The 25,300-nt window shown below is 67.9% G+C and carries 28 protein-coding genes and 1 pseudogene; 18 read left to right on the top strand and 11 right to left on the bottom strand.

Annotated features, from left to right (window positions below):
• Positions 1–52: 52 nt before the first annotated feature.
• From EV657_RS09685 to EV657_RS09660, 6 genes are all read left to right on the top strand, one after another.
• Positions 53–1,165, top strand: a complete 1,113-nt coding sequence (locus EV657_RS09685) for an S-(hydroxymethyl)glutathione dehydrogenase/class III alcohol dehydrogenase (RefSeq protein WP_134077755.1) — start codon at positions 53–55, stop codon at positions 1,163–1,165.
• Positions 1,166–1,176: 11 nt separating this feature from the next.
• Entirely contained in the window at positions 1,177–2,013 is an 837-nt protein-coding gene (gene fghA, locus EV657_RS09680) for an S-formylglutathione hydrolase (RefSeq protein WP_075784597.1), read from the top strand.
• A gap of 317 nt (positions 2,014–2,330) precedes the next feature.
• The gene (xoxF5, locus tag EV657_RS09675; RefSeq protein ID WP_075784598.1) at positions 2,331–4,133 is read left to right on the top strand and encodes a lanthanide-dependent methanol dehydrogenase XoxF5; all 1,803 of its coding nucleotides are present in this window, start codon (positions 2,331–2,333) and stop codon (positions 4,131–4,133) included.
• Between the two features lie 88 nt (positions 4,134–4,221).
• The gene (locus tag EV657_RS09670; protein WP_113669019.1) at positions 4,222–4,752 is read left to right on the top strand and encodes a c-type cytochrome, methanol metabolism-related; all 531 of its coding nucleotides are present in this window, start codon (positions 4,222–4,224) and stop codon (positions 4,750–4,752) included.
• Positions 4,736–5,578, top strand: coding sequence for a substrate-binding domain-containing protein (locus EV657_RS09665; protein WP_134077754.1), 843 nt, complete (start codon positions 4,736–4,738; stop codon positions 5,576–5,578). Before EV657_RS09670 ends, EV657_RS09665 begins: the two co-directional genes overlap by 17 nt.
• Positions 5,575–6,126, top strand: a complete 552-nt coding sequence (locus tag EV657_RS09660; protein WP_134077753.1) for a PQQ-dependent catabolism-associated CXXCW motif protein — start codon at positions 5,575–5,577, stop codon at positions 6,124–6,126. The genes EV657_RS09665 and EV657_RS09660 overlap by 4 nt, the downstream gene beginning before the upstream one ends.
• Positions 6,127–6,135: 9 nt before the next feature.
• On the opposite strand, the gene EV657_RS09655 is transcribed toward EV657_RS09660, so the two are convergent.
• The 4 genes from EV657_RS09655 to EV657_RS09640 are packed head-to-tail and all read right to left on the bottom strand — an operon-like array spanning position 6,136 to position 8,946.
• The gene (locus tag EV657_RS09655) at positions 6,136–6,942 is read right to left on the bottom strand and encodes a quinoprotein dehydrogenase-associated SoxYZ-like carrier (RefSeq protein WP_134077752.1); all 807 of its coding nucleotides are present in this window, start codon (positions 6,940–6,942) and stop codon (positions 6,136–6,138) included.
• The gene (locus EV657_RS09650) at positions 6,942–7,898 is read right to left on the bottom strand and encodes a YncE family protein (protein WP_134077751.1); all 957 of its coding nucleotides are present in this window, start codon (positions 7,896–7,898) and stop codon (positions 6,942–6,944) included. The genes EV657_RS09655 and EV657_RS09650 overlap by 1 nt, the downstream gene beginning before the upstream one ends.
• On the bottom strand, positions 7,867–8,361 hold the full coding sequence (locus EV657_RS09645) for an SRPBCC family protein (RefSeq protein ID WP_178390763.1): 495 nt from the start codon (positions 8,359–8,361) through the stop codon (positions 7,867–7,869). Before EV657_RS09645 ends, EV657_RS09650 begins: the two co-directional genes overlap by 32 nt.
• Before the next feature lie 60 nt (positions 8,362–8,421).
• Positions 8,422–8,946, bottom strand: a complete 525-nt coding sequence (locus tag EV657_RS09640) for a DUF3280 domain-containing protein (protein WP_134077750.1) — start codon at positions 8,944–8,946, stop codon at positions 8,422–8,424.
• Between the two features lie 124 nt (positions 8,947–9,070).
• On the opposite strand from EV657_RS09640, the gene EV657_RS09635 reads away from it, so the two are divergent.
• Genes EV657_RS09635 through EV657_RS09605 form a run of 7 tightly spaced genes read left to right on the top strand, consistent with a single transcriptional unit; the run spans position 9,071 to position 15,123 of the window.
• Positions 9,071–10,255 (top strand): ABC transporter substrate-binding protein, encoded by a 1,185-nt coding sequence (locus EV657_RS09635; protein WP_134077749.1) that lies wholly within the window; start codon positions 9,071–9,073, stop codon positions 10,253–10,255.
• Positions 10,256–10,273: 18 nt separating this feature from the next.
• Positions 10,274–11,257 carry a YVTN family beta-propeller repeat protein gene (locus tag EV657_RS09630; RefSeq protein ID WP_208323251.1) on the top strand — a complete coding sequence of 328 codons (984 nt, stop codon included), beginning with the start codon at positions 10,274–10,276 and terminating at the stop codon, positions 11,255–11,257.
• A 35-nt stretch (positions 11,258–11,292) separates the two neighbouring features.
• Positions 11,293–12,261 (top strand): ABC transporter substrate-binding protein, encoded by a 969-nt coding sequence (locus tag EV657_RS09625; RefSeq protein WP_134077747.1) that lies wholly within the window; start codon positions 11,293–11,295, stop codon positions 12,259–12,261.
• A 6-nt stretch (positions 12,262–12,267) separates the two neighbouring features.
• The gene (locus EV657_RS09620; RefSeq protein ID WP_134077746.1) at positions 12,268–13,017 is read left to right on the top strand and encodes an ABC transporter permease; all 750 of its coding nucleotides are present in this window, start codon (positions 12,268–12,270) and stop codon (positions 13,015–13,017) included.
• Complete coding sequence (locus EV657_RS09615; RefSeq protein WP_134077764.1) at positions 13,014–13,613, top strand: ABC transporter ATP-binding protein; 600 nt, start codon at positions 13,014–13,016, stop codon at positions 13,611–13,613. The genes EV657_RS09620 and EV657_RS09615 overlap by 4 nt, the downstream gene beginning before the upstream one ends.
• Positions 13,613–14,338 carry an ABC transporter ATP-binding protein gene (locus EV657_RS09610; RefSeq protein WP_075784610.1) on the top strand — a complete coding sequence of 242 codons (726 nt, stop codon included), beginning with the start codon at positions 13,613–13,615 and terminating at the stop codon, positions 14,336–14,338. Before EV657_RS09615 ends, EV657_RS09610 begins: the two co-directional genes overlap by 1 nt.
• On the top strand, positions 14,335–15,123 hold the full coding sequence (locus tag EV657_RS09605) for an ABC transporter permease (RefSeq protein ID WP_134077745.1): 789 nt from the start codon (positions 14,335–14,337) through the stop codon (positions 15,121–15,123). The genes EV657_RS09610 and EV657_RS09605 overlap by 4 nt, the downstream gene beginning before the upstream one ends.
• A 5-nt stretch (positions 15,124–15,128) precedes the next feature.
• On the opposite strand, the gene pqqE is transcribed toward EV657_RS09605, so the two are convergent.
• From pqqE to pqqA, 5 genes are read right to left on the bottom strand one after another with little or no spacing between them, the layout of a single operon-like run.
• Positions 15,129–16,214 carry a pyrroloquinoline quinone biosynthesis protein PqqE gene (pqqE, locus tag EV657_RS09600; RefSeq protein ID WP_134077744.1) on the bottom strand — a complete coding sequence of 362 codons (1,086 nt, stop codon included), beginning with the start codon at positions 16,212–16,214 and terminating at the stop codon, positions 15,129–15,131.
• Positions 16,211–16,489, bottom strand: coding sequence for a pyrroloquinoline quinone biosynthesis peptide chaperone PqqD (pqqD, locus tag EV657_RS09595; RefSeq protein WP_113669006.1), 279 nt, complete (start codon positions 16,487–16,489; stop codon positions 16,211–16,213). Before pqqD ends, pqqE begins: the two co-directional genes overlap by 4 nt.
• Positions 16,486–17,241: a pyrroloquinoline-quinone synthase PqqC gene (gene pqqC, locus EV657_RS09590; protein ID WP_134077743.1), complete on the bottom strand. Its 756-nt coding sequence runs from the start codon at positions 17,239–17,241 to the stop codon at positions 16,486–16,488. Before pqqC ends, pqqD begins: the two co-directional genes overlap by 4 nt.
• The gene (gene pqqB / locus EV657_RS09585) at positions 17,238–18,134 is read right to left on the bottom strand and encodes a pyrroloquinoline quinone biosynthesis protein PqqB (protein WP_134077742.1); all 897 of its coding nucleotides are present in this window, start codon (positions 18,132–18,134) and stop codon (positions 17,238–17,240) included. The genes pqqC and pqqB overlap by 4 nt, the downstream gene beginning before the upstream one ends.
• A gap of 24 nt (positions 18,135–18,158) precedes the next feature.
• Entirely contained in the window at positions 18,159–18,257 is a 99-nt protein-coding gene (gene pqqA, locus EV657_RS09580) for a pyrroloquinoline quinone precursor peptide PqqA (RefSeq protein ID WP_075784616.1), read from the bottom strand.
• Between the two features lie 179 nt (positions 18,258–18,436).
• Here pqqA and EV657_RS09575 point away from each other — a divergent pair.
• Positions 18,437–19,329, top strand: a pseudogene (locus tag EV657_RS09575) (IS5 family transposase).
• Here EV657_RS09575 and EV657_RS09570 read toward each other — a convergent pair.
• Positions 19,280–19,966, bottom strand: a complete 687-nt coding sequence (locus EV657_RS09570) for a response regulator transcription factor (RefSeq protein WP_075784617.1) — start codon at positions 19,964–19,966, stop codon at positions 19,280–19,282. The pseudogene EV657_RS09575 and the gene EV657_RS09570 sit on opposite strands and share 50 nt — an antisense overlap.
• A gap of 9 nt (positions 19,967–19,975) precedes the next feature.
• On the bottom strand, positions 19,976–21,484 hold the full coding sequence (locus EV657_RS09565) for a sensor histidine kinase (RefSeq protein WP_134077741.1): 1,509 nt from the start codon (positions 21,482–21,484) through the stop codon (positions 19,976–19,978).
• Positions 21,485–21,736: 252 nt separating this feature from the next.
• Here EV657_RS09565 and EV657_RS09560 point away from each other — a divergent pair, with 252 nt between their 5' ends.
• The 4 genes from EV657_RS09560 (at position 21,737) to EV657_RS09540 (ending at position 25,065) form a co-directional block, all read left to right on the top strand.
• The gene (locus EV657_RS09560) at positions 21,737–21,940 is read left to right on the top strand and encodes a hypothetical protein (RefSeq protein WP_134077740.1); all 204 of its coding nucleotides are present in this window, start codon (positions 21,737–21,739) and stop codon (positions 21,938–21,940) included.
• 378 nt (positions 21,941–22,318) lie between these two features.
• Positions 22,319–23,119 (top strand): S49 family peptidase, encoded by an 801-nt coding sequence (locus EV657_RS09555; protein ID WP_113669002.1) that lies wholly within the window; start codon positions 22,319–22,321, stop codon positions 23,117–23,119.
• A gap of 192 nt (positions 23,120–23,311) precedes the next feature.
• Positions 23,312–24,292: a calcium/sodium antiporter gene (locus EV657_RS09545; protein ID WP_075784622.1), complete on the top strand. Its 981-nt coding sequence runs from the start codon at positions 23,312–23,314 to the stop codon at positions 24,290–24,292.
• Positions 24,289–25,065 (top strand): SDR family NAD(P)-dependent oxidoreductase, encoded by a 777-nt coding sequence (locus EV657_RS09540; protein ID WP_134077739.1) that lies wholly within the window; start codon positions 24,289–24,291, stop codon positions 25,063–25,065. The genes EV657_RS09545 and EV657_RS09540 overlap by 4 nt, the downstream gene beginning before the upstream one ends.
• Positions 25,066–25,300 lie beyond the last annotated feature (235 nt).

Below are 25,300 nucleotides of genomic sequence, written 5' to 3'. Positions count from 1 at the left end.
CATACTCGTAACTTAAGAGAAATCTAAGAACCGTCTCCGGAGGAACTATCCCATGAGAACCCGTGCCGCCGTGGCCTTTCAGGCGGGCAAGCCGCTTGAAGTGACCGAGGTCGAACTGGACGGCCCCCGCGAGGGCGAGGTCCTGGTCGAGATCAAGGCGACCGGCATCTGCCATACCGACGAATTCACCCTTTCGGGCGCCGACCCGGAGGGGCTTTTCCCGGCGATCCTGGGCCATGAGGGCGCGGGCGTGGTGGTCGAGGTCGGCCCCGGCGTGAAAAGCGTCAAGCCGGGCGATCACGTGATCCCGCTTTACACGCCCGAATGCCGCGAATGCGACTATTGCCTGAACCCCAAGACCAACCTCTGTCAGGCGATCCGGACCACCCAGGGCCAGGGGCTGATGCCCGACGGAACCTCGCGCTTTCGCACGCTCGATGGCGATCCGATCCTGCATTACATGGGCTGTTCGACCTTCTCGAACTACACCGTGCTGCCCGAGATCGCGGTCGCGAAGATCCGCGAGGACGCTCCGTTCGACAAGGTCTGCTATATCGGCTGCGGCGTGACCACCGGCGTCGGTGCGGTCGTCAACACCGCCAAGGCCGAACCCGGTTGCCGGGCGGTCGTCTTCGGGCTGGGCGGGATCGGGCTGAACGTGATCCAGGGCCTGCGGATGATCGGCGCCGACCAGATCGTGGGGGTGGACCTGAACCCCTCGAAGAAGCAGATGGCCGAACGCTTCGGGATGACCGATTTCGTCAACCCGTCCGAGGTCGAGGGCGATCTTGTGCCCTATCTGGTCAACCTCACCAAGGGTGGCGCGGATTACAGCTTTGACTGCACCGGCAACGTCAAGGTGATGCGTGCCGCGCTGGAATGCGCCCACAAGGGCTGGGGCGAGTCGATCATCATCGGCGTGGCGCCGGCAGGGGCCGAGATTTCGACCCGGCCGTTCCAGCTGGTCACCGGGCGCACCTGGAAGGGCACCGCCTTCGGGGGCGCGCGCGGCCGGACCGATGTGCCGAAGATCGTCGAGTGGTACATGCAGGGCAAGATCGAGATCGACCCGCTGATTACCCACACCCTGACGCTGGACGAGATCAACAAGGGCTTCGATCTGATGCATTCGGGCGAGAGCATCCGCAGCGTCGTCCTGTACTGAGGCCGCGCGGGATGGATGTGGTCACCCAGAACAGATGCTTCGACGGGGTGCAGATGGTCTGCACCCACCCGTCCGAGGTCTGCGGCACCGACATGACCTTCGCGGTCTACCTGCCGCCCCAAAGCGAAACCGGACCGGTGCCGGTGCTGTGGTATCTGTCCGGGCTGACCTGCACCCATGAGAACGCGATGACCAAGGGCGGCTTTCAGGAACATGCCGCCGCCCATGGTCTGGCCGTGGTCTTTCCCGACACCTCGCCCCGCGGCGAAGGGGTCGCCGATGACGAGGCCTACGATCTGGGTCAGGGCGCGGGGTTCTACGTGAATGCTACCCGCGCGCCCTGGGCCGCGCATTACCGGATGTACGATTATGTGCTGACCGAACTGCGCGATCTGGTGCTGGGGCGTTTTCCGCTGGCCGACCGCCACGGGATCACCGGGCATTCGATGGGCGGGCACGGGGCGCTGACGCTGGCGTTGCGCAACCAGGACCGGTTCGACTCGGTGTCGGCCTTCGCGCCGATTGCCAATCCGACCCAGTCCGACTGGGGCCGCAAGCAGCTAAGCGCCTATCTCGGCGATGACGAAGCCGCCTGGGCATGCTACGATTCCAGCATTCTTCTTGAGGAATACGGCTGGAAGGACGCGATCCTGATCGACCAGGGCGCGGGCGACCAGTTTCTCGATCTGCTGCGCCCCGAGGCGCTGGCGGGCGTTCTGGCCCGCCGCCGGCAGGCGGGGCTCGTCCGGATGCAGCCGGGCTACGACCACAGTTACTATTTCGTCGCCAGTTTCGCGGGCGAGCATGTCGCCTGGCATGCCGACCGGTTGCACCGGCCGCGCAACTGACGGATCGCAGGGAGGAACCGACCATGACCGGAGGGGATCGCAGCACGGGACGGCGCGCGGCCCCCGGCTCCGGTCAGGCCGGGTCTGTGCCTCCTGCCCCGTCGATGACGGACCTGCGGCCGCCCTGACCCGGCCGCGGCACCGGTCCCGGACCATTTCAGCAGAGGAGGGCCACGCCTGACATTTCCGAACGCGGCATCGGAGGGAGGACCAGAACATCCGATCGCCACGCATTCCGGTCTTGAAGCGCCCGGACAGTGTGTCCGTCGCGCGACTGACGCCGGAACAAGGACAAGACCAACGCAAGGGAGTTGAACATGAGAACGATCTACGCCTTGACGTCTGTGATCGCCCTCTCGACGGGCACTGCGGCGCTGGCCAACGATGCGCTGCAGCAGATGATAGACGACCCGACCCAATGGGCGATCCAGATGGGGGACTACGCCAACCATCGCTATTCCAAGCTCGATCAGATCAATGCCGACAACGTGGGCGATCTGAAGGTGGCCTGGACCTTCTCGACCGGGGTCCTGCGCGGCCATGAGGGCTCGCCGCTGGTGATCGGCGACACGATGTACGTGCATACGCCGTTTCCCAACATCGTCTATGCGCTTGATCTGAACGACAATGGCCGCATCAAGTGGCGCTACGAACCCAAGCAGGACACCAGCGTCATTCCGGTGATGTGCTGCGATACCGTCAACCGCGGCGTGGCCTATGCCGACGGCAAGATCATCCTGCATCAGGCCGATACCACCGTCGTGGCGCTCGACGCCAATACCGGCGAGGTGCTGTGGTCGGTCAAGAACGGCGATCCCGAGAAGGGCGAGACCAACACCGCCACGGTGCTGCCGGTCAAGGACAAGGTTCTGGTCGGCATCTCGGGCGGCGAGTTCGGGGTTCGCGGCTCGGTCACGGCCTACAACCTGGAAACCGGCGAGCGCGAATGGCGTGCCTATTCGATGGGTCCGGACAGCGACACGCTGATGGACCCGGAAAAGACCACCATGCTGGGCAAGCCGGTCGGCGTCGATTCCGGCACCGCGACCTGGGAAGGCGACCAGTGGAAGATCGGCGGCGGCACCACCTGGGGCTGGTATTCCTACGATCCCGACCTGAACCTCGTCTATTACGGCACCGGCAACCCCTCGACCTGGAACCCCAGCCAGCGTCCGGGCGACAACCGCTGGTCGATGACCATCATGGCCCGCGATCCCGATACCGGGATGGCGAAATGGGTCTATCAGATGACGCCCCATGACGAATGGGACTTCGACGGCGTCAACGAGATGATCCTGACCGATCAGGAAGTCGACGGGCAGATGCGCAAGCTGCTGACCCATTTCGACCGGAACGGCCTGGCCTATACGCTTGACCGCGAGAGCGGCGAGTTGCTGGTGGCCGAGAAATACGATCCGGCGGTGAACTGGACCACCGGCGTCGACATGGACCCGGATTCCGACACCTACGGCCGACCCGCCGTGGTGGCGGAATATTCGACCTCGCAGAACGGCGAGGACGAGAACACCACCGGCATCTGCCCGGCGGCGCTGGGCACCAAGGACCAGCAGCCCTCGTCCTATTCGCCCAAGACCGGGCTCTTCTACGTGCCGACCAACCATGTCTGCATGGATTACGAACCGTTCCGCGTCAGCTACACCGCCGGCCAGCCCTATGTCGGCGCGACGCTGTCGATGTATCCCGCACCCGACAGCCATGGCGGCATGGGCAACTTCATCGCCTGGGACAACATCAAGGGCGAGATCAAGTGGTCGATCCCGGAACAGTTCTCGGTCTGGTCGGGGGCGATGGCCACGGCGGGCGACATCGTCTTCTACGGCACGCTCGAAGGCTATCTGAAGGCGGTCCGGGCCGATACCGGCGAGGAGCTTTACCGCTTCAAGACGCCCTCGGGCATCATCGGCAACGTGATGAGCTACGAACATGGCGGCAAGCAGTATGTCGCGGTGCTGTCGGGGGTCGGCGGCTGGGCCGGGATCGGGCTCGCGGCGGGGCTGACCAACCCCAATGACGGGCTTGGCGCGGTGGGCGGCTATGCCGCGCTCAGCGACTACACCGCGCTCGGCGGCCAGTTGACCGTGTTCACCCTGCCGGACTGATCCGGCAGTCGCCTGCCAGAGGGACCGGCGCCGCCATGCGTGCGCTTCGGCGGCGCCGGTCCCGACGATAACAGAACAGGGTGCGAAGATGACGAAGATGAAACGCCTGCTTCTCGCGGGCCTTGTGACCGGGATCGCCAGTGCGGGTGCTGCGGCCGACAACGTGGCGCAGCAGGCCGGTAGCGACAGCGCCGCCGTGACCGAAGAGAACGGCCGCTATTTCACCGCCGACGGGATTCCCACCTACAAGGTGGCGGCCGATGGCACGGTCGACTGGCTGACCTTTTCGGGCTTCCGGCGCTATCATTCCGAATGCCATGTCTGCCATGGCCCCGACGGGATGGGCTCGACCTATGCGCCGCCGCTCAAGGATGCGGTCGAGCAGATGGACTATTACGATTTCGTCTACACCGTCTCGAACGGGCGCGAGAATGTCGACGTCTCGCACCAGAAGGTGATGCCCTCCTTCGGACACAACAAGAACGTGATGTGCTATCTCGACGACATCTACGTCTATCTCAAGGCGCGCGGCGACGACGCGATCCCGCGCGGCCGGCCGGCCAAGAAAGAGGCGAAATCCGATGCCATCGCCGAGGACGTGAATGCCTGCATGGGCTGACATTTTCGCGGCAGCGTCCTGCGCGGCCCTGCTTTGCTCCCTGGCGGGCGCCGGGCAGGCGCAAACCTCGGATCTGGTCTCGAAGACCGCGTTCCGGGTTTGCGCCGACCCGGCCAATCTGCCGCTGTCGGACGATCAGGGCGAGGGCTACGAGAACCGGCTGGCCGAGCTGTTCGCCCGCGAGCTGGGGCTGCCTGTGGAGTATACCTGGTATCCGATGGCGACCGGCTTCATCCGCAACACGCTGAGGGCCAATCGCTGCGATGTCGTGATGGGCTATGCCCAGGGCGACGAGATGGTGCTGAACACCAACCATTACCTGACCTCGTCCTATGTGCTGGTGGTGCCGCGCGAAGGGCCGCTGGCCGGGGTCGAGACGCTGTCCGACCCCGCGCTGCAGGGCCGCCGGATCGGCATCGTCGCGGGCAGTCCGCCCGCCACTCATCTGGCGCGGGCCGGGCTGATCGGCATTGCCCGGTCCTATCCGCTGATGGTCGACCGACGCCACGACTCGCCCGCCGAGGACATGCTGAGCGATCTCGCCTCGGGCGAGACGGCGGCGGCGATCCTCTGGGGGCCGATCGGCGGGCCGCTTGTGAAGGTCGGCTATCCCGGGCTGAAGGCGGTGCCGCTCATCCATGAAGAGCTGCCGCCCCGGATGGTCTACCGCATCACCATGGGGGTCCGCCCCGGCGACAAGGTCTGGCAGCGCAAGCTGAATTCGCTGATCCGCCGCCACCGGGGCGAAATCGACGCGATCCTGCGCGAGGCCGGGGTGCCGCGTCTCAATGACATGGGAACGGCGGTGCTGGACGCGGGGCAGTGAGGCGCGGCGCGGCCGCCCTGGCTCTGGTAGCGCTGGCCCTGCCCGTCATGGCGGGTGTGCCGGAGCCGTCCGGCTACCGGATGGGCGACTACCGCGCGCCGGTGCCGGAGACGCTGGAAGGCGCCCGTGTGGTCGGCCCCGAAGAGGCGCATGCGCTTTGGGCGGCGGGCGGGGCGGTCTTCGTCGATGTGCTGCCGCGCGCGCCCCGGCCCGCGAACCTGCCCGAAGGCGCGTTCTGGCGCGACCGCCCGCGGCTCTCGATCTCCGGCGCGGTCTGGTTTCCCAATGCCGGCTATGGCGCCATCGCCCCGGTGACCGATACCTGGTTTCGCGACGGGCTGCGCGCGGCGACCGGCGGCGACAGGACCCGGCCGCTGGTCTTCTTCTGTCTCGACGACTGCTGGATGAGCTGGAACGCCGCCAAACGGGCGCAATCCTATGGCCATAGCAAGGTGATCTGGTTTCCCGAGGGCACCGATGGCTGGAGCTTCATGGATTACCCTGTCGAGGAGCTGACCGCCGCGCCGGGCGAGCCCGTCACGCAGTAACCGGCCCCCTCAATAGCCCGGGAAATCCTTCCCGGCATGGGCGACTATGCCGTCGGTATCGGTCATGGTCGCCTCGGCGCGCCGGGTGCCTGCGGGGACGTCCAACCCGATCTCGGGGTTTTCCGACAGCGAGATCGACCCGGTGAGCGCGGCGAAGGGCTGGCCGTCCAGGTCGATCTTTAGCCTTTCGACGTAGCGCATCGGGATGAACAGAAGCGTCACCTGATCGCGTTGCAGCCCCGAGAGGCTTGGATGGCGGATGCCGATCCCCAGCCGCGCCTCCGGCCCGCCATGGGCAAGCGCGGCCAGCCGCCCGGCGGCGCCAAGGGGCGTCATCTCGAGGTTCATCTCGCCCAGCCGGGCCAGGGTCGCGTCGGGGTCGGTGCCGGGCGGTGCGGCGCAGGCGCCCTGACCCGAGGTCTTGACGAACCCCTCGGCCAGATAGACCTCGCCATCGGCGGTCTCGGCCAGCACATGCAGGGGCGTCGGCCCGTTGATCCGGAAGGTGATGTCGAAGGCCAGCCGGGGGTGTGGCCGGGCAAGCTCCAGCACTGCCGAGACCGGCATCGGGTTCTCGTCCAGCACCACGGTGACGCGCTGGATCAGCCGCCCGCCCGGGCCTTCGGCTTCGACCCCGATCACGGTGCGGGCGTCGTTTTCGGTCCGGTAGGGACTGGCGATCCGGATCGCCTTGCCCGCAGGCAGGGGTGTGCGTCCCTCCAGCAGCATCGGCGCGATGCCATCCCAGGCGGTCTCGGCGGTCCAGGCCGGAACCGGCGCCGCGGCAAGCAGCAGGCACAACAGGACCGGGCGCATCACGGAGCCTTTGCGATGAATCGCCCGAAGGCGCGGGGACCGTCGCCGGTTTCGATCTCGCCGGTGACGGTCAGGGTTTCGGCATCGATCAGGGTGACGCTGTTGGAAAACCAGTTGGCCACGACGACGGTGCGGCCGTCGCCCGCGCTGTCGATGCCTTCGGGATATTCGCCGACCGCGATCTCGGCCTGAGGCGCCAGCGTGGCGAGGTCCAGCACGCTGACGGTATCGGCATACTGGTTGGTGACGAAGGCGCGCCCGGCGGCGAAGGCCACGCCATAGGGTCGGGTGCCGACCGGCAGGGTCCTGAGGAGCGTGCCCGCCTCGGGATCGAGGACGCTGACATCGTCCGAGCCGACATTGCCGACGAAAAGCCGCCCGTCCGGGGCAAAACCCAGGCCGAAGGGGCGGGAGCCGACGCTGACGCGCGCGTGAAGCCCGAGCGTCGCCAGATCGAAGACCGAGACCTGATCGGCATCGCGATCGGCCGAGGCGAGCCAGCGCCCGCCGGGCGAGACCGCAAGCCCCGCGGGCGCGCTGCCGGTGGCAAGCTCCGTCGTGACCGTCATCGCGGCGGCGTCGATGACCCAGATCCGGGCATTGTACCAGTCGGACACGAAGACCCTGCCGCCCGTCACGGCCACGCCCATCGGCCCGCCCTCGAGCGCAAGCCGCCCGGTCTCGGCGCCCGCCGGATCGAACCGGCGCAGCGTCTTGCCCTCGGGCGAGACGACGAAGACCGCGCCGGGCGCCACGGCCACCCCGGCTGGCTTGCCGGTCACGTCGATCCGGGCGCGCTCGGTCCCGGCCGCGAGATCGAGGATCGACAGCCCGTCGCCGTTCTGCACCGTCACATAGGCCAGATCCCCCGCCGCGGCCGGGGCGGCGGCGAGGGCCAGCAGGGCCGCAAGGGCGGCAAGGGGTCTAGGGCGCGCCAAATCGCGCGACCAGCGCATCGAGCCCCGCCTGATAGACCGCCGAGACGGCGGCGATGGCGGCCTCGTCGTTCAGTTCGGGCGGGGGATCGTTGTTGGGATAGCCGCGGTAGAACGCGCCGCGCCATTCGACCTCGGACCCGCCGCCGTCGCGCGGCTTGACCGTCAGATGCGAGGAATAGTTGGTGACCGGCAGAATCTCGACCTTCACGTCGGTGATCCGGTAGGAATAGCTCATCTTGCTGGCGTCGTATTTGTAAAGCACCTCTGAAATCGTCGGCCCGTCGGCCGTGCCAAGATGCAGAACGCGGGTCGCGTCGATGGCATTGCCGCCCTCGCCGTCGCTTGCGGCGACCGCCGGATGCCAGCTCATGTCCTGGAAATTGCCGATGGCGGCCCAGACCTCTTCGGGCGGGGCGGCCAGATCGGCGGTCAGGGTGATCTTCTGGCGCGTCGGTCCATGGGCCAGCGCCATGGCGGGCATCAGGGCGACAAGGCCCGCCAGGGCCGCGCGTCTTGCGATGGGTGTCACGAGTTTCCTCCCTCACTCTTTCCCGAAATAATGGTTGTCCAGGATGTAGCGGATGCCGCGCAGCCAGGACTCGTCGGTGTTCGACCGGATATCGACCGACCGGCCCCGGACCATCCGGCCCTCGGGCATTTCCAGCAGCACCAGGTTCATCGACAGGATCAGGTTCGAGACCTTCTGGACCTCGCCCTCCAGCACATAGGCGGCGCCAAGTTTCCGCCCCATCCGCAGATCGCAGCCATAGCATTTCGCCGGGTTGACCGTGGCCTCCAGCTCGGCGGCGACGGGGGCCAGGTCCATCAGCGTGAAGCCCTCGGCGCGAAAGCGGCGGGCGACCTCGTCCCGAAGCAGGGCAAGCCGGGCCGCTTCGTCGTCGCGGGCGCCGAAATAGGCGCCCTCGGTCGAGGTGTCGAGGAAGGTCAGCCCCAGAAAGGCCACCGGCCCGTTCCGGTCGAGCGGCGGGCCCGTCGGCGCCCCGGCTTGCGCGGCGCCGACGGGCAGCGCGGCAAGCAGGACGGTCAGGGCGAGGTGGCGGAGCATCGTCCCAGCTTAGAAAGGGCCGGGACCGCTTCAATGCGCCTTTAGTATCGGTTTCCCCCGGCCGGGATCGTCTGCCACAGTCGGGCTGCGGGGCCCGGCAAGAGGCCCGACCGGGAGGATAACCATGCGACGCCCGATCTGCCTGCTGCTTGCGGCGGCGCTTGCGGTCCTGTCCGCGGGCGGTGCCGCCGCGCTTGAGGTCCGGGTGGGCGTGATCCGGGTCGACCGGCCGCAGCTGGCACCGATCTCGCGCCTTGAAGAATGGCCCCGGGATCTCGGCTTTGCCGGGGGGCGGCTTGCCGACGAGGACAATGCCACGACGGGGCGCTTTCTCGGCCATACCTATGTCACTGAAACCGCGGCGGTTCCGCCGGACACGGCCGAGGCCGCGCTTGACCGGATGCTGGGCGAGGGCCTGCGGCTGTTCGTGGTGCTGGGGCAGGGGGACGATGTGCTGGCACTGGCCGACCGGGCCGGGGACGGGGCCTTGCTGCTGAATGCGGGCGCGCGCGAGACGCGGCTGCGCGATGCCGATTGCCGGGCCAATCTGCTGCATGTGGCGCCCAGCGAGGCGATGCTGGCCGATGCGGTGGCCGAATTCGCGATCTGGAAGAAGTGGACGCGCTGGGCGCTGATTTCGGGCTCGCATCCCGAGGACCGGGCGATGGCCGAGGCCTATCGCCGGGCGGCAGCGATATTCGGTGCGAAGATCGTCGAGGAGCGGGTTTTCGAGGATACCGGCGGCAGCCGGCGCACCGATACCGGCCATGTCCTGGTGCAGCGCCAGATCCCGGTCTTTTCCGAGGGGATGAAGGACCACGATCTGGTGATCGCGGCCGATGCCTCGGACGTGTTCGCGCCCTATCTGCCGTTTCACATGTGGGACCCGCGCCCGGTGATGGGCGCGGCGGGGCTGCGCCCAGTCAGTTTTCACGCCGCCACCGAGGCCTGGGGCGCGACCCAGTTCCAGCGCCGGTTCGAGGCGCTGACCGGCCGTCAGGTCCGCGAGGAGGACTACCAGGTCTGGCTGGCGCTGCGGGTGCTGGGCGAGGCGGTGACGCGGACCGATACCGCCGATCCGGCCGAACTGCGCGCCTACATGCTGGGCCCGGAGTTCGAGCTGGCCGCCTTCAAGGGCCAGAAGGTGACGTTTCGGGACTGGAACGGTCAGCTGCGCCAGCCGCTCCTGCTGTATGACGGGCGGATCAATGTCAGCGTCTCGCCGCAGGACGGCTTTTTGCATCAGCGCTCGCCGCTCGACACGCTGGGGCTCGACGCGCCAGAGTCGTCCTGCGCGGCATTCAGATAGGGGCGGAAGGGAATGGACATGAAAGCGATGCCGATCGCGCTGGCGCTGGCGCTGGGGGCAACCGGCGCCCAAGCCAACAAGGTCTTCGTCTCGAACGAGAAGGGCAACACCGTCACGGTGATCGACAGCGACAGCTGGACGGTCATCGACGAATTCGCCGCCGGCAACCGCCCGCGCGGCATCACCATCAGCCCGGACGGCACCAAGTTGTACGTCTGCGCCTCGGACGATGACACGGTGCGGGTCTTCGACACCGCCACCCATGACGAGCTTTACACCCTGCCCTCGGGCCCCGACCCCGAGCTTTTCGTGCTGAACCACAGCGGCAACCCGCTTTACATCGCCAACGAGGACGACAACCTGGTGACCGTGGTCGATACCGAGACCCATGCCGTGCTGGCCGAGATCCCCGTGGGTGTCGAGCCCGAGGGCATGGCGATCAGCCCCGACGGGCGGGTCGTGGTCAACACCTCGGAAACCACCAACATGGCGCATTTCATCTCGACCGAGGATTACCAGATCCACCACAATATCCTGGTCGACCAGCGCCCGCGCTATGCCGAATACACCGCCGATGGCCGCAAGCTTTATGTCAGCGCCGAGATCGGCGGTACGGTCAGCGTGATCGACATCGCCGGGGACGGCACGCCCACTCTGGTCGATACCATCCGCTTCGAGGTGCCGGGCGTGCTGCCCGAATGGCTGCAGCCGGTTGGCATCCGCGTCACCTCGGACGGCAAATGGGTCTTCGTGGCGCTCGGGCCCGCCAACCGGGTCGCGGTGATCGACGCGGCGACCGACGAGGTGGTCGACTACATCCTGGTGGGCCAGAGGGTCTGGCAGATGGCTTTCACCCCTGACGAGGCCTTCCTGATCACCACCAACGGCAATTCCAACGATGTCACCGTGATCGACGTGGCGCGCCAGAAGGCGCTGCGCTCGATCCAGGTGGGTCAGCAGCCCTGGGGCGTGGCGGTGACCCCGGACGGAACCCCCGACTGAGCATGTGGAAACGCGCAGCGAGAGGGAGGACATAGATGCTGAAACGACTGACCGGCGTGGCGCTGGCGGTTCTGGCCTTTCTGGGGCCGGCCCGGGCCGAGGATCTGCCGCAACTGCGCGCGGCGGTGCTGAAGATCGGCACCGTGACCTGGGAGCTTGAGACGATCAAGGCCCATGGCTTCGACCGGGCGCATGGGTTCGAGCTGGTGCTGGCGCCCTATGCCGACAATGGCGCGACCCGGGTCGCTTTCGAGGGCGGCGCGGCCGAGACGATGGTCGCCGACTGGATCTGGGTCGCGCGCCAGCGCGCCGCGGGCCGGCCCTATGTGGCGATCCCCTATTCCACCGCGGTGGGCGGTCTGGTGGTGCCCGCGAACAGCGATGCCGAAACGCTGGCCGATCTGGCGGGCGGCAAGATCGGCATTGCGGGCGGGCCTCTGGACAAGTCCTGGCTGATCCTGCGCGCCTATGCGCAGGCCGAATACGGGATGGACCTGGAGGCCGCGACCGAACAGGTCTTCGGCGCGCCGCCGCTAATCTTCAAGGCCGGGAGGTCGGGCGATCTGCAGGGCGCGATCAACTTCTGGCATTTCCTCGCCAAGATGCGCGCGGGCGGCATGCGCGAACTGGTTTCGGTCTCGGAGGCCTCGACCGCGCTCGGGCTCGACCCGGGGACGCCGCTTCTGGCCTACGTGCTGGACGAGGATTTCATCGCGGCCCATCCCGGGATCGACCGCGCGCTTTACGCGGCCTCGCGGGATGCCAAGGACCTGCTGGCAACCGACGATGCCGCCTGGGACGAGATCCGGCCGCTGATGAACGCCGGGACCGACGCCGAGTTCGAGGCGTTGCGGGCAGACTGGCGGGCGGGCGTTCCCGCGCCCGGCAATGTCGCGCCCGAGGCCGCCGACCGTCTTCTCAGGTTGATGGCCGAGCTTGGCGGCGCCGATCTGGTGGGGGAGGCGACGACGCTGCCCGAGGGCACCTTCGCCGTGGTCGAGTGAGCCGCGATGCCGGACCGGATCGTCGTGCCCCTTGTCTCGATCCTGGGGCTTTTTGCGCTTTGGGCGGGGGCGGCCGCGCTGACGGCCGATGCGCAGATCCTGCCCTTTCCCTGGGCGCTGGCCGAACCCCTTGCCGAAGCGATCCGGTCGGGCGAGTTGCCCTATCATCTGGGCCGGACGCTGATCCGGGTGGCCTGGGCCTTCTGTCTGGCGATGGGGCTGGGGCTCGCGCTGGGGCTGGCGATGGGGCGTCTGCCGCGGCTCGACCGCTGGCTCGACCCCTGGCTGGTGGTGTTCCTGAACCTGCCCGCGCTGGTTTTGATCGTGCTCTGCTATCTCTGGATCGGGCTGACCGAAACCGCGGCGATCGTGGCGGTGACGCTGAACAAGATCCCGCAGGTGACGACCGTGATCCGCGAGGGCGCGCGGGCGCTGTCGCGCGATCTGGACGCCATGGCCCGGGTCTACCGGATGCCGGGGCTGGCGCGGCTGCGCCATGTGGTGTTGCCGCAGCTGGCGCCCTTCATCGTGGCGGCGGCGCGCTCGGGCATCGCGGTAATCTGGAAAATCGTTCTGGTGGTCGAGTTTCTGGGCCGATCGGACGGGATCGGGTTCCAGATTCACCTGTATTTCCAGCTGTTCGACGTGACGATGGTGCTGGTCTATGCGCTGTCCTTCGTCGTGGTGATGCTGGCGGTCGAATGGCTGCTGCTGCAACCCTGGGAACGCCGCATCCGGCGCTGGCGCGCGGCATGATCGGCCTGCATCTTCTGTCGAAGCGCTTCGGCGCGGCCGAGGTGCTGGGCCGGATCGACCTGCAGATCGCGGCCGGCGAGACCGTCGCCCTGCTTGGCCCCTCGGGGATCGGAAAGTCGACGCTTCTGCGGATCGTGGCCGGGCTCGATCCCGATTTCGAGGGGCGGGTCCAATGCCCCGAGCGCATCGCCATGGTCTTTCAGGAACCGACCCTGCTGCCCTGGCGGACGGCGCTGCAGAACCTGCGGCTGGTGCATCCGGGCCTCAGCCGGGCGGCGGCGCAGGACATGCTGGCCCGTGTCGGGCTGACCGACAAGGGCCGGGCCTATCCGGCGCAGCTGTCGCTGGGCCAGCAGCGGCGGCTGGCGCTGGCGCGGGCCTTTGCGGGGCGGCCGCAGGCGCTGGTGCTGGACGAACCCTTCGCCTCGCTCGACCCCGAGACCGCCGCGGCCATGCTGGCCCTGACCGAACGGCTGATCGCCGAGGCGCGGCCCGCGACGCTTCTGGTCACCCATGCCCGGGCCGAGGCCGAGCGGCTGGCCTCGCGCATCCATGTCCTTGTCGGCCAGCCGGCCGTGCTGCGGGAGGGGGCGTGATGGCCGAGGCGCTGCGGCTGGAGCATGTCAGCCTGTCCTACGGGGCGCGGCAGGCGCTGGACGATGTGTCCTTCTCGGTCGCACCGGGGCGGTTCTGTGCGCTGCTGGGGCCGAACGGCGCGGGCAAGTCGACGCTGTTCGGGCTGATGACCCGGCTTCTGGTCACCCGCAGCGGCCGGATCGAGATCGCGGGCCATGACGTCGCCCGCGCGCCGCGCAAGGCGCTGGCCCGGATCGGCGTGGTGTTCCAGCAGCCGACGTTGGATCTCGACCTGACGGTGGCGCGCAACATGCGCTATTTCGCGGCGCTGCACGGGCTGTCGGGGCGCGCGGCCGCGATCCGGATCGACGCGGCGCTCGACCGGCTGGCGATGCGCGAGCGGGCGGGCGAGAAGGCGCGCGCGCTGAATGGCGGGCACCGGCGGCGGATGGAGATTGCCCGCGCGCTGGTTCACGAGCCCGACCTCTTGCTGCTGGACGAGCCGACGGTGGGGCTCGATGCGATGAGCCGCAAGGCGATCACCGCGCATGTCCACGATCTGGCCGAGGACGGGCTGAGCGTGCTGTGGGCCACCCATCTGGTCGACGAGATCGGGCCCGGGGACGATGTGGTCGTGCTGCACCGCGGCCGGGTGCTGCGGCAGGCTCTGGCCTCTGACATCGCGGGGCCCGCGGGTCTGGCCGAGGCGTTTCTGGAGATGACCGCCGAGGGCGGCGGGGCATGAACGGCTGGCTGTCCGCCCTGCGCGCCATCGTCGCACGCGAGGCGTTGCGCTTTCTGCATCAGCGCGGAAGGTTTCTTTCGGCGCTGGTGCGGCCACTGGTCTGGCTCGTGGTCTTTGCCGCCGGGTTTCGCGCGGCGCTGGGCCTCTCGATCATCCCGCCCTATCAGACCTACATCACCTACGAGGTCTACATCGTCCCCGGGCTTTGCGGAATGATCCAGCTTTTCAACGGGATGCAATCGTCGCTGTCGCTTGTCTACGACCGCGAGATGGGGTCGATGCGGCTTCTGATGACCTCGCCGCTGCCGCGCTGGTGGCTGCTGTTCTGCAAGCTGACGGCAGGCGTCGCGGTGTCGATCCTGCAGGTCTATGCGTTTCTCGCCATCGCGGCCGGTTTCGGCATCGTGCTGCCGCTGGCGGGCTATCTCTGGGCCTTCCCGGCGCTGGTTCTCAGCGGGCTGATGCTGGGCGCCTTGGGGCTGTTCATCTCGTCGACCGTGCGGCAGCTGGAAAACTTCGCGGGCGTGATGAATTTCGTCATCTTCCCGATGTTCTTCCTGTCGACCGCGCTTTATCCGCTGTGGAAGATGGCCGAAAGCTCGCGGCTTCTGCGCGACATCTGCGCGTTGAACCCCTTCACCCATGCGGTCGAGCTGATCCGGTTTGCGCTTTATCAAAGCCTGAATGGCTGGGCGCTGTTTTGGGTGGCCTCGGGCTTTCTTGTCTTCTTCCTGCTGGCGCTCTGGGGCTACGACCCGGCGCGCAGCCGACCGGGGAGGGACTGAGGCGGTCAGCCCGCCGCTGCGCGCCAGAGGATTTCGGGCGCCTCCGTCGCGGCGAAGGCCTCGGCCCGGGCCAGAAGCGCTGCGTGATGCGGCGACTTGATACAGACCGGGTCGGCCGCCGCCGGATCGCCCGCCAGCGCCATCGCCTGACAGCGGCAGCCGCCGAAATCGACGGTCTTCCGTTCGCAGCCGGAACAGGGCTCGCGCATCCAGCCGGTGCCGCGATAGGCGGCGAAGGCAGCGCCCTCATACCAGATCCCGGCCAGCGGACGGTCGCGGAGGCTGTCGAAGACAAGGCCCGGGATGGTCTGGGCGGCATGGCAGGGTAGCACCGTGCCTTCGGGCGTGACGTTCAGCCCGGTCGTGCCCCAGCCGCCCATGCAGCGCTTGGGATAGTCGGAATGGTAATCGGCCCGGACATAGTCGATGACCAGCACACCCTTCAGCCGGGCACGGGCCTCGGCCACGGCGGCATCGGCGGCGCGGGCCTGGGCGCGGGTCGGCATCAGTGCCGCGCGGTTCTTCAGCGCCCAGCCATGGAACTGGACGGTCGCGACCTCGATCCGCCGCGCGCCCATCTCGACCCCCATCTCGATGGCACGCGGCAGCTGATGCAGGTTCTGGCGGTGCAGGACCGCGTTCAGGGTCAGCGGAAAGCCGATCTGCCCGATCAGCCGCGCGACCTCGAGCTTTCGCTCGAACCCGCCGTGATAGCCGCCGATCCGGTCGGCCATGGCGGCATCGGTGCCCTGCAGCGACAGCTGGATATGGTCGAGCCCGGCGGCATCGAGCGCGCGCAGCCGCTTTTCGGTCAGCCCGATGCCGGAGGTGATGAGGTTGGTGTAAAGCCCGGCCGCCCGGGCCTCGGCCACCAGATCCGTCAGATCGCGCCGGGTGGCGGGTTCGCCGCCCGAGAGGTGGAGTTGCAGCACACCCAGATCGGCCGCCTGCCGGAAGATGTCGGCCCAGGCGGCGGTGTCGAGTTCGCTGTCTTTCCGGGTCAGCTCCAGCGGATTCGAGCAATAGGGGCAGGCCAGCGGGCAGCGATGGGTCAGCTCGGCCAGCATGGCGATGGGGGGCGGGACACTCACTGGCGGATCTCCAGAAAGCGGCGGTCGAGGAGCGCGCCCAGAAAGCCCTGGCTGTCGGCGGCAATTTCGGCCTCGGGGGCGTCATAGGCCGCGGCCAGCGCGGCTGCGATGGCGGCGAAACTGCGGATGCCGTCGATTTCGGCCAGGATCGCCCGGCCGGTCTCGTCAAGCGCCAGCGTGCGTTCGGGCGCCAGCAGCACCCAGCCGCCACGCACCCGGTCCCGATGCAGACGCACGCCGCGCGGCAGGACGGGAATGTCGTCGGGCCCGATCATGATGCCCGCGCAAGCGCCAGCCCCTCGCCCGGCCGCCAGGCGCCGGGCGGGATGCGGGCGGGCGCGACATAGGCGGAATGAAGCGCGTCGAGCTGCGACCACAGAACATCGGTCTTGAAAATCAGCGCATTGGCGGCGGCGTCCTGACGGTCTGCGGTGTCGGCATGATCCAGCACCCAGGCCAGCCCGAAGGCCACGTCCTTCGGCGCCTCGGCCAGGCGCTTGCGGAAATAGGACAGGCTGCTGTCATCGGCGAACGCGTAGTTCCGCAGCAGGCCCTCGATCCGCTCGGCATGGATCTTCGGCGCGAAAAGCTCGGTCAGCGACGAGGCCACCGCCTCGAGCAGCGACCGTTCGCGGACGAAGCGCACATAGGCATCGACGGCAAAGCGGGTGGCGGGCAAAACGCCCGCGCAGGAGGCGACGTAATCGGGATCGAGCCCCACGGCCGAAGCCAGCCTGAGCCAGCGCGCGATGCCGCCCTCGTTGTCCTCGCTGCCGTCGTGATCCTCGATCCGCGAGCGCCAGGCCCGGCGCAGGGCCGGGTCCTCGACCCGCGACAGGAAGGCCGCGTCCTTCATCGGGATGCGGGACTGGTAGTAATAGCGGTTGATGACCCAGGCGCGCACCTGATCGGGGCTGCATTGCCCGCCATGCAGCAGGCCGTGAAACGGGTGCAGGTCGTGATAGCGCTCGGCGCCGATCCGGCGCAGCCGTGCCTCGAAGGCCTCGCGTGTCGCGGGGGTGTTCATGGGACGATCTCCAGTCCATCCTGTCCGACGATCCAGCCCGCCGCCTCTGCCTCGGCCCGTTCGGGGCTGGCAGGATCGAGCACCGGATTGGTGTTGTTCATGTGCACGAAGACCTTCTGTCCCACGCCGAGCCCGGCGAAGGCCCGGATGGACCCCTCGGGCCCGCTCATCGAGATATGGCCCATCCGCCGCCCGGTCTTTTCGCCAAGCCCGGCCCGGATCATCTCGTCATCGCGCCAGAGCGTGCCGTCGAAGAAGACAAGCGCCGCGCCCGTCAGCCGGGCCGCCAGATCGGGGGGGATCGCGGCGCAACCGGGGATGTAGAAGGCCTCGGTTCCGCCTGCCTCCAGCCGGACGCCGACGGTCTGTTCGCCGACGAGGTCGGTTTCGACCGTGTCGCCCTCAAGATAAAGCGCGACCTTGCCCGGCACCGGGAAAAGCTCGGCCGTGAGACCGGGCGCCAGCGCGAAGGGGCGGCCAAGCGCCACCGTCTGGCGCCGGACGAGGCCGGGCTTCAGCGCGCCGAAGATCGGGTTGGCGTCCAGCACCTTGTGGATCGCGGCGGTGGCGATCAGCGCGAAGGGCTGCATCTCTCGCAGGGTCAGAAGCCCCGCCACATGGTCGATATCGCCATTCGTCACAAGAACGGACCGAAGCGGCACGTCGCGCAGCCCGGTCGGATGCAAGGGCGGGCAGTGGGTCAGTTGCTGACGGATATCGGGCGAGGCGTTCAGCACCGCCCAGTCCCGCCCGTTGCCGGTCACGGCCAGCGAGGACTGGGTCTGGGCCGCAATCCGGCCCGCCCGGGCCGCCTGGCAATTCGGACAGCCGCAATTCCATTGCGGCAGCCCGCCACCGGCCGCCGCCCCGAGAATGCGTGCGCGAAGCGCCATCGTCGCGCTCCGCGCGCCGGCGGATCAGAACAGAACGCCGTCGTCTTCGCCGCTGTCGGGGCCGTACATGTTGATTTCCATGCCGCATTCGATTTCGCGGATGACGGGGGTTTTCCAGCTCATTGTGATCTCCTCCCAGAGTCGGTCTTGGAACAGATCCAGAGTGTCCGGCGGAACCGCATGCCGGTCAAAGACTATGTTCTAAGAAAAATTAAGGATCGGGCGCCGACAGCGGCTTAGGGTCAGGACCTGTTGATTTCAGGTGTTTGGCGTGATTCAGCCTCCGCGAGGACACCTGATCGATGAGCAATCTTTACGGGCTGACCCACGTCCAAATGGAGCGCCTGAAGCCGTTCTTTCCCAAGAGCCATGGCAAGCCCCGTGTCGATGATCGTCGCGTCCCCAGCGGCATAATCTTCATCAATCGCAATGGCTTGCGCTGGCGCGACGCGCCGAAGGAATACGGCCCGGCCAAGACCCTCTACAACCGTTGGAAGCGCTGGAGGTGAGTGGCTGAACGCCACTGGTTCGAGAGAAGCCACGAACACGGGATCTTCGCCCGGATCATGGTCGGCCTGTCCGCCGAGCGCGCCGAGCACAAGACGATCATGATCGACGCGACCTATCTCAAGGCGCACCGCACGGCATCAAGCCTTGGGGTGAAAAAGGGGGGCGCGGGCGCCTGATCGGTCGCACCAAAGGCGGCATGACCACCAAGTTGCACGCTATCTGCGACAGCAAGGGACGGCCGCTCAACCTGTTCGTAACGGCAGGACCGGTGAGCGACGACATCGGCGCGCGGGCACTGCTCGGCCCCCTGCCAAAGGTCGGCTGGTTGCTCGGGGATCGCGGCCATGACGCCGACTGGTTCCGGGAAGCGTTGCAAGACAAGGGGATACGCGCCGTTCGGGGCAGATCTGATCCACTGGATCAAATCCTGTCGCCCGTCACCCCCGGCCGGAAACAACGGAAGACGCAGGTGGAATACGACAAGCGTCGATACGAGCGGCGCAACCGCATCGAGATCTTGTTCGGCAGGCTCAAGGACTGGCGGCGCGTGGCGACACGCTACGATCGCTGTCCCAAGGTGTCCCTCCCCGCCATCGCCCTCGCGGCGGTCGTCATCTGCTGGTTATACCCTGACCCTAGTCCGAGGTCAGCTGCAGAACGAAGCCGCGATTGCGCAGGGTCTTGATCTCGAGCCCGTAAGCGGCGGCCGGGGCGAGCTTGCGGCGCAGATAGCCGATATAGACATCGACCACGTTTTCCGAACTGGTGCCCTCGCGCGCCCAGAGCCGGTCGAACAGGGCAGCGCGGGGCAGGACATGGCCGCGATGGGTCCAGAGACATTCAAGCAGCGCGAATTCCCGTTCGGTCAGCGCGACGCTGCCCTCTGGTCCGTGCAGGCTTCGCGTGGCCGGATCGAGCCGCGGCACCGGGTCGCGCCGAGCCCCGGCGGCACGGCGTTCCTGCACCTTCAGCCGTGTCACCAGTTCGTCGAAGGAAAACGGCTTGGCGATGTAGTCGTCGGCCCCGGCATCGAGCCCGGCGGCGCGATCCTCGACCTCGCTCAGCGCCGACAGCATGACCACCGGGGTCCGGTTCCCCGCTGCCCGAAGCGCGCGAACCAGAGCGATGCCGCTATCGGCACCGATCCGGACGTCGACGATGGCGGCGGCGAAGCGGGCGGCGCCAAGTTGCGCCTGCGCCTCGTCGGCGCGATGGGCGCAGACCGCGTCATAGCCGTGCAGCGCCAGCCCGCGCGCCAGCGCCGAGGTGATCTCGGGGTCGTCGTCGACGATCAGGACAAAGGGCCGGGGGCTTACGGTCATCGGCGGGGCTCAGTCGACAAGGGGCACATAGGCGCCGACCAGCGTACCCGGGGCCGTGCCGAGGCGAAAGCCGTCCGGCACAGGGCTTTCGATCGCGATGTGGCCCCCCTGTTGTTCCAGCACCCAGCGGGCCAGCGCCAGCCCGATGCCGAAGCCTTCGCCGGGCGGGGCGGCGCTGCCGCGGCCGAACCGCTCCAGAACGCGGGCCCTGTCCTTCTGCGGGATGCCGGGGCCGTTATCGACGACCCGGACGCAGCCATAGCCCGCCTCTGGTCCGACCGAGAACGCGACCCGGCCGCCCTCGCGGGCGTGGCGCAGGACGTTGCGCGCAAGACCCGCGATCACCTGGCGCACCCAGTTGGGATCGCCCGTTGCCCGAAGGGCGGACCCCGGCACCACTGTCACCTCAAGCCCGGCCGCCTCAAGCTCGGCTCGCGTCTCGGCCAGCGCCTCGGCCAGCGCGATCCGCAGATCCATCGGCTCGGGGCACAGCTCGATCCGACCGCTTTCGGACCGCGCGACCCGCAGCAGGTCGTCGATCCGCCGGCTCAGCCGCTGTGCCCGCGCCTGGATGGTGGCGAAGGCGTCCTGCGGGGCAGCCCCCTTCAGCCCCAGCTCGGCCTCCATAAGGATCACGGTCAGCGGCGTGCGCAGCTCGTGGCTGATATCGGCGAAGAAGCGGCGGCGATCCGCGTCGATGCGGGCCAGCGCGGCATTGGCGGCGCGCAGATCCTCGGTGCGGGCGCGGATCGTGTCGTTCAGCCGGGCGCGGTCGCAGGCCAGCGCCGTTGCCGCGCGGTTGGTCTCGGCGAAAAGCTGGCCGATCTCGTCGGCGGTGCGTTCCGGCAGATCGGGGGCGAAATCGCCCGCGCCGATCCGGCGCGTCGCCTGGCGGGCGCGGTCGAGCCGGTCGAATTGCGGGCGCAGGAGGCCCAGATAGAACCCGCCCACCATCAACGCCGCCAGTGCCGCGACCGCGAGCGCAAGCCCGGTCAGGGACCGGCGCAGGGCGGCGATCCGGGTCAGGATCGCGTCGCGGGTGCGGATCTCGTCGCCGACTGCCTCGTTCAGCAGCGGGTCGAACGCATGGGCAAAGCCGTTCAGGACGCCTTGCAGCCGCTCGCGGTCCCGGGTGTCCGAGGCCAGCCCGGCGCGGGCTGTCCGGAAGAGGGCCTCCATCCGCGCGATGGCAATGCCCTGGCTGGCGCGGCGCGACTGTTCGGCAAGCCCGAGAGCCGCAGCCTCGTCCACGGCCGCCGCAAGGTCCGAACGCATTAGATCGAACGTCCGGTCAAGGTCCGCGGCCGCCGGTGAAAGCCGGGCCGCGCGGGCCTCGGGGGGCAGGCCGGACTGGATCGCCTCGGCCGCCACGACGAGGAAGGTCGAGGCTTCGGTCGAAAGCACCGCATAGCGCGCAAGGCGGCGTTCGGCCTGCAGCGATGCCGCGATCCGGTCGCCGACCCGGTCCATGCCGACCACGGTCAGCGCGCTCGACAGAAGCGCAACCAGTCCGATCATGCCGGCCCCGGCCGCGAGTTTCGTCTTCAGCGAAACGGCCCGGCGCGGCGGCGCGGCAGGATCATGCTGCGTTGCAGCAAAGGCGCCCGAAGATGAGGCATGCGCCGAGCAAAGAGGCACGTTTTCGGGATTCTCCGTGATTTGCACGGTCGGAGACACCGGCTTCTCCTGGAACGGTCCGGCTGGAAGTTTAACCGTTCCAAAATGGAAAGATGCAATACCAAGGGCTGAATTGACAATCGAGGTCCCGCCATGGTCGAATTGCTGTTTGTTGCGTGCGTGAGCCTGTCGCAGACCAATTGCGAAGAGCGCAGCCTGATCTTCACCGATGTCTCGCCGATGTCCTGTATGATGGGCGCCCAGCCCGAGCTTGCGAAATGGGTGCGCGACCATCCGAACTGGACGGTCTCGCGCTGGCAGTGCCGGTACCTGAACCGGACCGAGCGCAAGGTCTGATCGCAACGGCCCGGTGGAACCGGTTCAGACCCGGTGCCATCCGACGCCGCCCCGCGGCCAGATCGTTCTTCCAAAGACCCCTGTCAGGTCCCGGTTCGCCGGGGACCCCTTGCAGACGCCGCGTCCGGCCGGGCCGGTCTCGCCCATCGCCGGGGGGGGGCGCCGAGGCCGTTGGCCGTCCGAAGCCCCGAGAGGGCCTGACGCTTGCCGCCGGGCCGGGCGGGGCGGTCAAAGACGGTCTGGCGCCGTGCGTGCGGCCGGGAATGGCACAGATCGCGGGTACAGGTGCCCGACTGACGCCAAGGCGTGCCGCTGCAATCGCAGCACAATTGCGGCCATGTCTTGTTCGTCGCTTTCCGCCGCTCTACATGCGAAGACATGAAACGGTGGCTTCCCTTCGTCAAATCAGATCCGCTCGTCTCGGTTGTCCGTCTTTCCGGCACGATTGCCGCGTCGGCCCGCGGAAACACGCTGTCCGATGCCGCGCTCGCTCCGGTGATCGAGCGCGCCTTCAAGAAGGGCAAGCCCGATGCGGTCGCCCTGATCGTGAATTCGCCGGGTGGGTCGCCCGCGCAAAGCGCGTTGATCGCCGCGCGCGTCCGGCGGCTGGCCGAGGAACGCGACACGCCCGTCATCAGCTTTGTCGAGGACGTGGCCGCGTCGGGCGGCTATTGGCTGGCCTGCGCGGGCGACGAGATCTGGCTCGATGCCTCGTCGATCGCAGGGTCCATCGGGGTGATTTATGCCGGGTTCGGCTTTCAGGATCTGATCGCGCGCTACGGGGTCGAGCGGCGGGTCCATACGGCGGGCGAAAGCAAGAGCTTTCTCGATCCGTTCAAGCCCGAGAAGCCCGAGGATGTGGCCCGGCTGATCAAGCTGCAGGAGCCCATTCACGACGCGTTCAAGGCACATGTGCGGGCCCGGCGCGGCGACCGGCTGAAGACCGACCGCGATCTCTTCACCGGCGATGTCTGGGTCGGGCAACAGGCCGTCGAGGTCGGTCTGGCCGACGGCATCGGGCATCTGGTGCCCAAGATGAAGGAGCGCTTCGGCGACAAGGTGCGCTTTGCGCTGCATGCGCCGCGGCGGGGGCTCCTGTCGCGGCTGGGCGCCCCGGGCGTTGCCGCCGTGGTGGACGAGGTCGAGGCGCGGCTTCTCTGGTCGCGGTACGGTCTCTAGTCCATGCTGCTGAAGGTCGCGCTTCTGTTTCTCGTCGGAATGGCCGTTCTCGGCATGTTCGGAAAGCTGCGTCTGCCGCGCCCGCGCGGCGGGGCGCGCGCCCTGGGGCGCCGCCGCCCCGTTCGATGCCCGCAGTGCGGGCGGTTCAGGATCGGCAGCGGGCCCTGCCCCTGCGGCAAGGGGTAGGGCCGGATGGCAAGCGATCTGCTGAATGCGGGATTGGGCCTGGCCCTGTTGCTGCTGGCCGGGGACAGTCTGGTCAAGGGCGCGGTGAACCTTTCGTTGCGCCTTGGGGTTCCGGCGCTGATCGTCAGCCTGACGATCGTCGCCTTCGGGACCTCGGCGCCCGAATTGCTGATCTCGATCAAGGCCGTTCTGGACAATTCGCCCGGCATCGCCATGGGCAACGTGGTCGGGTCGAACATTGCCAATGTGCTGCTGGTGCTGGGGATACCGGCCCTGATGACCGGCATTCGCACCGATGAATGCGACACCCGGCGCACCTATGCGCTGATGGTCGGATCGACGCTTTTCTTCCTCTTCGTCTGCATGATCGGGCCGATCACCTGGATCCACGGCATCGGGCTGATGCTGGCGCTGGGCTTTGTGCTGGTCGATGCGTTCCTGTCGGCGCGCAACCATCGCCGCGAGGCTGCGGTCGCGGCCGAGGCCGCCCGATGCACGGCGTCGGACGAGACTGAAGAGGTCGAAGGCGCCGACCCGTCGCTGGGCTGGTTCAAGATCGGCATGTTTCTGGTTCTGGGGCTTCTGGGCCTGCCGCTGGGGGCAGATCTGCTGGTCGATGCCTCGATCAGCATCGCGCAAGAGATTGGCGTGTCCGATACGGTGATCGGCCTGACGCTGGTCGCGGTCGGGACCTCGCTGCCCGAACTGGCGACGACGGTGATGGCAGCGTTGCGCCGCCAGGCCGACGTGGCGATGGGCAACGTGATCGGGTCGAACATGTTCAACCTGCTGGCCATCATCGGCATGGCAAGCTTCTTCGGCGACATCGCGGTGCCGCCCGAGATGTTGCGCTTCGACTTGTGGATCATGCTGGGGGCGGCGCTTCTGCTGACGCCCTTCGTGGTCTGGAAGCTGGCCCTGGGCCGCGCCTGGGGGGCGTTGTTCTTCCTGCTTTACGCGGCCTATGCCGGGGTGCTCTTGCTGTGACCGGCCGGGCGCTCGTCACCGGCGGCGCACCGGGGGTGGTCGTGGCGCTGGCGGTGCATCTGGCCAGAGAGGGCCATGACGTCGCGCTGCACTGTGCGGGCGACCCGGAGGTCGCCGCCCGGACGGTCGCCGAGATCCGCGCCCTGGGGCGCGTCGCGGTGGCGCTCGACGCCGATCTCCTCGACGAGGCTGCGGCCTCTGCCCTGGTGCCCCGCGCGGCCGAGGCGTTGGGCGGGCCGATGACAGTGCTGACCACCGCGGCCTCGGTCTTCGAACATGACACGTTTTCGACCGCGACCCGCCAGAGCTGGGACCGCCATATCGGGGCCAATTTGCGGGCGCCCTTCGTGCTGATGCAGACCTTCGCCGCCCAGGCGCCCGAGGCCGGACGCGACGCTGCGGGCGAAGCGCTGTCCGAAGGTCTGGTCGTCAACGTCATCGACCGGCAGGTGCTGGGCCCCACGCCTGATTTCCTGACCTACACCCTCGCCGAGACGGGACTTTGGGCTCTGACCCGGACGGCTGCCCAGGCGCTTGCCCCCGCGATCCGGGTGAATGCGATCGCCGTGGGCGAAGCCCTGCGCGGGACCCGGTGCGCCGACGCCCCCTACGCGGCGTTCCGGGCCAGCACGACCCCGGTCACGGGGCGGGGCAGCGAGCCGAAGGGGCTTGCGGGCTGCGGGGATGCCGCGGCCGCGCTCGGCTATCTGCTGGCGGCGAAGGCCGTCACGGGGCAAGTGATCTGCGTCGGCGACGTCCATCTTTCAGGGTGATCCGGGCCCGGGATCGCGTGTGTGCAGAGCCCTTGCAGGCGCCGCTGCGTGAGCTTTTCCACGCGTCATGTGAGCGTCACAGTTTCGTAATGATTTCTTAAACAATATCAACGTTTTGCCATGACGCCAAAAAATTTCATTTGAAATCAATATCTTGAAAAGCCGCCCAAAAAGTGGGCAAACCGAGGAGTTGGGCGGAAAACAATGAAAATTTCGAGACGCCCGCAGCTTATCC

Source organism: Rhodovulum visakhapatnamense (assembly GCF_004365965.1).
In the GTDB taxonomy this organism is placed as follows: domain Bacteria; phylum Pseudomonadota; class Alphaproteobacteria; order Rhodobacterales; family Rhodobacteraceae; genus Rhodovulum; species Rhodovulum visakhapatnamense.
Note: the sequence above shows the minus strand (reverse complement) of the source record. Positions and strands in the feature narration are given on the sequence as shown.

Coding starts and splice junctions, on each gene's coding strand:
- EV657_RS09685 (WP_134077755.1), top strand. CDS start 53: ATGAGAACCCGTGCCGCCGTGGCCTTTCAGGCGGGCAAGCCGCTTGAA.
- fghA (WP_075784597.1), top strand. CDS start 1,177: ATGGATGTGGTCACCCAGAACAGATGCTTCGACGGGGTGCAGATGGTC.
- xoxF5 (WP_075784598.1), top strand. CDS start 2,331: ATGAGAACGATCTACGCCTTGACGTCTGTGATCGCCCTCTCGACGGGC.
- EV657_RS09670 (WP_113669019.1), top strand. CDS start 4,222: ATGACGAAGATGAAACGCCTGCTTCTCGCGGGCCTTGTGACCGGGATC.
- EV657_RS09665 (WP_134077754.1), top strand. CDS start 4,736: ATGCCTGCATGGGCTGACATTTTCGCGGCAGCGTCCTGCGCGGCCCTG.
- EV657_RS09655 (WP_134077752.1), bottom strand. CDS start 6,942: ATGCGCCCGGTCCTGTTGTGCCTGCTGCTTGCCGCGGCGCCGGTTCCG.
- EV657_RS09650 (WP_134077751.1), bottom strand. CDS start 7,898: ATGCGCTGGTCGCGCGATTTGGCGCGCCCTAGACCCCTTGCCGCCCTT.
- EV657_RS09645 (WP_178390763.1), bottom strand. CDS start 8,361: ATGCCCGCCATGGCGCTGGCCCATGGACCGACGCGCCAGAAGATCACC.
- EV657_RS09640 (WP_134077750.1), bottom strand. CDS start 8,946: ATGCTCCGCCACCTCGCCCTGACCGTCCTGCTTGCCGCGCTGCCCGTC.
- EV657_RS09635 (WP_134077749.1), top strand. CDS start 9,071: ATGCGACGCCCGATCTGCCTGCTGCTTGCGGCGGCGCTTGCGGTCCTG.
- EV657_RS09630 (WP_208323251.1), top strand. CDS start 10,274: ATGAAAGCGATGCCGATCGCGCTGGCGCTGGCGCTGGGGGCAACCGGC.
- EV657_RS09625 (WP_134077747.1), top strand. CDS start 11,293: ATGCTGAAACGACTGACCGGCGTGGCGCTGGCGGTTCTGGCCTTTCTG.
- EV657_RS09620 (WP_134077746.1), top strand. CDS start 12,268: ATGCCGGACCGGATCGTCGTGCCCCTTGTCTCGATCCTGGGGCTTTTT.
- EV657_RS09615 (WP_134077764.1), top strand. CDS start 13,014: ATGATCGGCCTGCATCTTCTGTCGAAGCGCTTCGGCGCGGCCGAGGTG.
- EV657_RS09610 (WP_075784610.1), top strand. CDS start 13,613: ATGGCCGAGGCGCTGCGGCTGGAGCATGTCAGCCTGTCCTACGGGGCG.
- EV657_RS09605 (WP_134077745.1), top strand. CDS start 14,335: ATGAACGGCTGGCTGTCCGCCCTGCGCGCCATCGTCGCACGCGAGGCG.
- pqqD (WP_113669006.1), bottom strand. CDS start 16,489: ATGATCGGGCCCGACGACATTCCCGTCCTGCCGCGCGGCGTGCGTCTG.
- pqqC (WP_134077743.1), bottom strand. CDS start 17,241: ATGAACACCCCCGCGACACGCGAGGCCTTCGAGGCACGGCTGCGCCGG.
- pqqB (WP_134077742.1), bottom strand. CDS start 18,134: ATGGCGCTTCGCGCACGCATTCTCGGGGCGGCGGCCGGTGGCGGGCTG.
- pqqA (WP_075784616.1), bottom strand. CDS start 18,257: ATGAGCTGGAAAACCCCCGTCATCCGCGAAATCGAATGCGGCATGGAA.
- EV657_RS09570 (WP_075784617.1), bottom strand. CDS start 19,966: ATGACCGTAAGCCCCCGGCCCTTTGTCCTGATCGTCGACGACGACCCC.
- EV657_RS09565 (WP_134077741.1), bottom strand. CDS start 21,484: ATGATCGGACTGGTTGCGCTTCTGTCGAGCGCGCTGACCGTGGTCGGC.
- EV657_RS09560 (WP_134077740.1), top strand. CDS start 21,737: ATGGTCGAATTGCTGTTTGTTGCGTGCGTGAGCCTGTCGCAGACCAAT.
- EV657_RS09555 (WP_113669002.1), top strand. CDS start 22,319: ATGAAACGGTGGCTTCCCTTCGTCAAATCAGATCCGCTCGTCTCGGTT.
- EV657_RS09545 (WP_075784622.1), top strand. CDS start 23,312: ATGGCAAGCGATCTGCTGAATGCGGGATTGGGCCTGGCCCTGTTGCTG.